Annotated in this window: 5 protein-coding genes; 3 read left to right on the forward strand and 2 right to left on the reverse strand. The window is 72.3% G+C overall.

Features of this window, described 5'->3' with window-relative positions; genetic code table 11:
- On the reverse strand, positions 1–486 hold a 486-nt coding region (locus tag PSH25_RS18140; RefSeq protein ID WP_238660205.1), incomplete at its 3' end, for a carbohydrate kinase family protein.
- The gene (locus tag PSH25_RS18145) at positions 483–1418 is read right to left on the reverse strand and encodes a pseudouridine-5'-phosphate glycosidase (RefSeq protein ID WP_238660206.1); all 936 of its coding nucleotides are present in this window, start codon (positions 1416–1418) and stop codon (positions 483–485) included. The genes PSH25_RS18145 and PSH25_RS18140, both read right to left, overlap by 4 nt.
- Before the next feature lie 88 nt (positions 1419–1506).
- Between PSH25_RS18145 and PSH25_RS18150 the strand changes: the two genes are divergently transcribed.
- The 3 genes from PSH25_RS18150 (at position 1507) to PSH25_RS18160 (ending at position 4352) form a co-directional block, all read left to right on the forward strand.
- Positions 1507–1725, forward strand: coding sequence for a DUF3039 domain-containing protein (locus PSH25_RS18150; protein ID WP_007456912.1), 219 nt, complete (start codon positions 1507–1509; stop codon positions 1723–1725).
- 40 nt (positions 1726–1765) lie between these two features.
- Positions 1766–2428 (forward strand): trimeric intracellular cation channel family protein, encoded by a 663-nt coding sequence (locus tag PSH25_RS18155; protein ID WP_238660207.1) that lies wholly within the window; start codon positions 1766–1768, stop codon positions 2426–2428.
- 190 nt (positions 2429–2618) lie between these two features.
- Positions 2619–4352: a DEAD/DEAH box helicase gene (locus PSH25_RS18160; protein WP_238660208.1), complete on the forward strand. Its 1734-nt coding sequence runs from the start codon at positions 2619–2621 to the stop codon at positions 4350–4352.
- Positions 4353–4874: the final 522 nt, after the last annotated feature.

Consider the following 4874-nt stretch of genomic DNA (forward strand, 5'->3'; position numbering starts at 1 on the left):
CCCGCGCTCGCGGGCGGCGGCCAACGCCCGCAGCCCCGCGCCGCGCGACTCGGCGTCCAGCAGGGTGTACGCGGACAGGTGCAGATGCCCAGCGTCGGGCACCGCCGCGACGGCCTGTTCGACGTGCGTGGCGCTCAACCGCAGGTTCGCGCCCCGCTGGCTGACCATCGTGCGTTCGTCGTCGGCGGCCAACACGATGACCGTGCCGGTCGGGGCGCCCTCGACCCGCTCGATCGCGCAGTCGACGCCCGCCCGGTCGAGTTCGGCCACCCGGTCCCGCCCGGCGTCGTCGTTCCCGACGGCGCCGATGAGCGTGACGTCCACCCGCTGCGCGGCGACCCAGGCGGCGGTGTTGGCCGCCTGACCGCCGCCGCCGAGACTGATCTCGGCCCCGGTGTCCGAGCCGGCCGCGAGCGGCCCGGACAACACGGCGACCACATCGGTGATCACGTCCCCGACGACGACCACCCGGGCCGGTCGGGTCATGCCGGGACGGCGGTGCCGCGGGCCGCCGAGGCGACCGCGATCCGCGCGGCCAGTGCGGCGTTGCGCAGGATGATCCGCACGTTCACCGCCAGGCTCGCGCCCTCGGTGGCCGAGTGGAAGTGCGCGAGCAGGTAGGGGGTGACGGCCTTTCCGGTGATCCCGTCCCGCTCCAGCAGGGCCAGGCCCTCGGTGAGCGTCCGGTCGTGCAGCTCCGGGTCGAGCTGTTCGTCGACCGGCAGCGGGTTGGCGATGAGCAGCCCACCGGTGTGCACGGCGTGCTCGTCCCGGGCGTCGAGCACGGCCGCGACCTGCTCCGGCGAGTCCACCGACCAGTCCAGGTCGAAGCCGGCGTCGGTGAGGTAGAAGCCGGGGAACCGGTGGGTGCGGTAACCGACCACCGCGACCCCGAGGGTCTCCAGACGCTCCAGCGTCGCGCCCACGTCGAGGATCGACTTGACCCCGGCGCAGACCACCGCGATCGGGGTCTGCGCCAGGGTGATCAGGTCCGCCGACTCGTCGAAGGTGTGCGCGGCCTCCCGGTGCACCCCACCCAGCCCACCGGTGGCGAACACGCCGATACCGGCGGCGGCGGCCACCGCACTGGTCGCGGCCACCGTGGTCGCGCCGTCCGCGCCGGTCGCGGCGGCCACCGCGAGGTCGCGGACGGAGAGCTTGGTCACGCCGTCGACCGTGGCCAGCCGGGTCAGCTGCGCGTCGTCCAGGCCGACCACCAGCTCCCCGGCGATCATGCCGATCGTCGCCGGAACGGCGCCGGCGTCCCGAACCGTCCGCTCGATCTCCCTGGCCACCCGCAGGTTCTCCGGGCGGGGCAGACCGTGCGAGACGATGGTGCTCTCCAGCGCGACGACGGGCCGGCCGTCGCGCAGGGCTTCGGCGACCTCGGTGCCGTAGCTGATGCGAAAGTCAGTCACACGGGCACCGTACGGGGTGGGGCCTCGGCCGGCCTCAAGTGGACCCGGCCGTGATGACCTGCCAAACTTGTCGGTTGGAGGTGCAGACGTGAGCACAGAGGTTCTCGAGCGTCCGGAACTGAAGGACGCCGACACCGGTCCCGAGATGTTCCACTACGTCCGCAAGGAGAAGATCGCCGAGAGCGCCGTCATGGGCACTTTCGTCGTCGCTCTCTGCGGCGAGACCTTCCCGGTCACCAAGGCGGCCAAGCCGGGTTCGCCGGTCTGCCCCAAGTGCAAGGAGATCTACGACTCGTACCGCGAGTGATCCTCGGCCGGGGCTCCGGCCGGCGACGTAGCCTGCGGCGGTGACCACCTCCACCGCCCTGCTCCTCGCCGACCTGACCGGTGTGGCGGTGTTCGCCGCGTCCGGGGCCTCGGCGGCGGTGGCCAAGCGACTGGACCTGTTCGGCGTCGCGTTCGTCGGATTCGTGGCCGCCCTCGGCGGTGGGATCTTCCGCGACCTGGTCATCGACGAGGTGCCGCCGCTGGCCTTCGCCGACTGGCGGTACGCGGCCACCGCCGCGATCACCGCGCTCGCCGTCTTCTGGCTGCACCCGCAACTGGTCCGACTGCGGACGACCGTGCTGGTGCTGGACGCGGCAGGCCTGGCGCTGTTCACCGTCACCGGCACGCTCAAGGCGCTCGACGCCCGGGTGCCGGCGGTCGGCGCCTGCCTGATCGGCATGCTCACCGCGATCGGTGGCGGGCTCGGCCGAGACCTGCTCACCGCCGAGATCCCGGTCGTGCTGCGCCGGGAGATCTACGCGCTGGCCGCGCTCGCCGGTTCGGTCCTGGTGGCGCTGCTGTACGTCACCGGGCAGACGGGGCCCGCACCGCTCACCGCCGCCGCCGTCCTGGTCTTCGGCCTGCGCCTGATCGCACTGCGTCGACGCTGGTCAGCGCCGGTGGCCCAGTTGCGTCCGCCGCGTGCCGACGGGGCGGATCCACGCACCGACCGGGAGTGGTGAGACGGTCGGGCCGCTGTTCGGTTGGGCGCGGGATTGTGACCAGCGTGGCGTCGCCTGGGCCCGGCGGCCCGTGCTGGTTATGCTGAGTCGGCCTTCGCGGCAGCTTCTGCGCGGAGGCGTTTTCATGGGCGGCGGATCCTCGTGGCCCTCGCCCGGGGTCCGCCATCGTGCGGTCGGAGAGGAGCTTCGCGTGGCAGCCCGGACGCCGGTGCTCGAGACGTTCCCGGCACTACGCGCCTGGCAGCGCAAGGCCCTGGTGGAATACCTGCGTCGCCGCAGTGAGGACTTCACCGCGGTCGCCACGCCGGGCGCTGGCAAGACCACCTTCGCCCTGCGGATCGCCGCCGAGCTGCTCGGTGACGGCACCGTGGAGGCGGTCACCGTGGTCGCGCCGACCGAGCACCTGAAGAACCAGTGGTCCGAGGCCGCGGCCCGGGTGGGCATCCAACTCGACGCCGCGTTCCGCAACGCCGACCTGCACTCCGCGGCCGACTTCCACGGCGCGGTGGTCACCTACGCGCAGGTGGGGATGGCCCCGCAGGTGCACCGGCGGCGCACCATGACCCGACGCACCCTGGTCATCCTCGACGAGATCCACCACGCCGGCGACTCCCGGTCCTGGGGCGACGGGGTGAAGAACGCCTTCGAACCCGCCGTACGCCGGCTGATGCTCACCGGGACGCCGTTCCGCTCCGACGACAACCCGATCCCGTTCGTCAGCTACGAGCGGGGCGGAGACGGGCTGCTGCGCTCCCGCGCCGACTCGGTGTACGGCTACTCCGACGCGCTACGCGACGGCGTGGTCCGGCCGGTGCTCTTCCTGGCGTACTCCGGGGAGACCCGCTGGCGTACCAACGCGGGGGAGGAACTGGCGGCCCGGCTGGGCGAGCCGATGACCCAGGACCTGGTGGCGCAGGCGTGGCGTACCGCCCTGGACCCGGCGGGCGACTGGATGCCACAGGTGCTGCGGGCCGCCGACGCCCGACTCACCGTGCTGCGCAACGCGGGCATGGCCGACGCCGGTGGTCTGATCATCGCCACCGACCAGCAGACCGCCCGCTCGTACGCCAAGCTGATCGAGCAGGTGACCGGCGAGAAGGCCGCCGTGGTGCTCTCCGACGACCAGGGCGCGTCCGCCCGGATCGCGACGTTCGCGGCGTCCGACCAGCGGTGGCTGGTCGCGGTGCGGATGGTGTCCGAGGGGGTCGACATCCCGCGACTGGCGGTCGGCGTCTACGCCACCAGTGCCAGCACTCCGCTCTACTTCGCGCAGGCGATCGGCCGGTTCGTGCGGGCCCGCCGGCCCGGGGAGACCGCGTCGGTCTTCCTGCCCAGCGTGCCGCACCTGCTCGGGTTGGCCAGCGAGATGGAGACCGAGCGCGACCACGTCCTCGGTAAACCCAAGGAAGCCGACGGTTTCGACGACGACCTGCTGGAACGTGCGCAGCGCGACGACCAGGCCAGCGGGGAGTTGGAGAAGCGGTTCGCGGCGCTCTCGGCCACCGCCGAGCTGGACCAGGTGATCTTCGACGGTGCGTCGTTCGGTACCGCGGCCCAGGCCGGCACCCCCGAGGAGGAGGAATACCTCGGTCTGCCCGGCCTGCTCACCGCCGACCAGGTCTCGCTGCTGCTGACCAAGCGACAGGCCGCACAGCTCGCCGCCCAACGCCGTCGTACGGCCGACGGGGCCGCTCAGCCGGCCGCTGCGCCCACAGCAGCGCCACCGGCACCCATGAGCGCCGCCCAGCGTCGCGTGGCCCTCCGGCGCCAACTGAACGCGTTGGTGGCCGCCCGACACCACCGCACCGGCCAGCCACACGGCAAGATCCATGCGGAACTGCGCCGGCTCTGCGGCGGTCCGCCGAGCGCCCAGGCCACCATCGAGCAGCTTGAGGAACGCATCGCCACCGTGCAGACCCTCTAGATAGATCCACTCGGCTTCCTTGAGAACGCGGTGTTCGAGCGAGGTGGAAGCCACGACTTCCGTGAAACCGAGTGGATCACGGGGTGGGCGTCGGGCGAGGGCCGAGGATGTCGTGCCCTGGACTCCCGGGGGTGCCTTCCTGGGGCGTTCGCGTTCAAGATCGTGCAATATCCGGGATGTAGTGGCCTCGGCGCGTCGGTGAGGCCACTACATCCTGGTTCGAGCACGATCTTGGCGCGGGGCGCGGGGCGCGGGGCGCGGGGCGCGGGGCGCGGGGCGCGGGGCGCGAGATGAACGGGCGTGGATGGCGAGGTGACGGGGGTGCGGGGCCGATGCCGACTCGTTACGCTCGGGCCCGCTGACACGTGCCGACTTTGTAGCTTCTTTTCACCCTCGGGACTTTCCTGTAAGTTCCCTTCGTCACTGAGGGAGGTGGCCGTGGACAGCTCGGAACCGTTGCCGTCCGGCGAACCGGACGACCGCCCCGCCGTGCCGGCACACCGCTCCGACCAGGACGCCTAC

It is taken from the genome of Micromonospora foliorum (genome assembly GCF_022229015.1).
In the GTDB taxonomy this organism is placed as follows: domain Bacteria; phylum Actinomycetota; class Actinomycetes; order Mycobacteriales; family Micromonosporaceae; genus Micromonospora; species Micromonospora foliorum.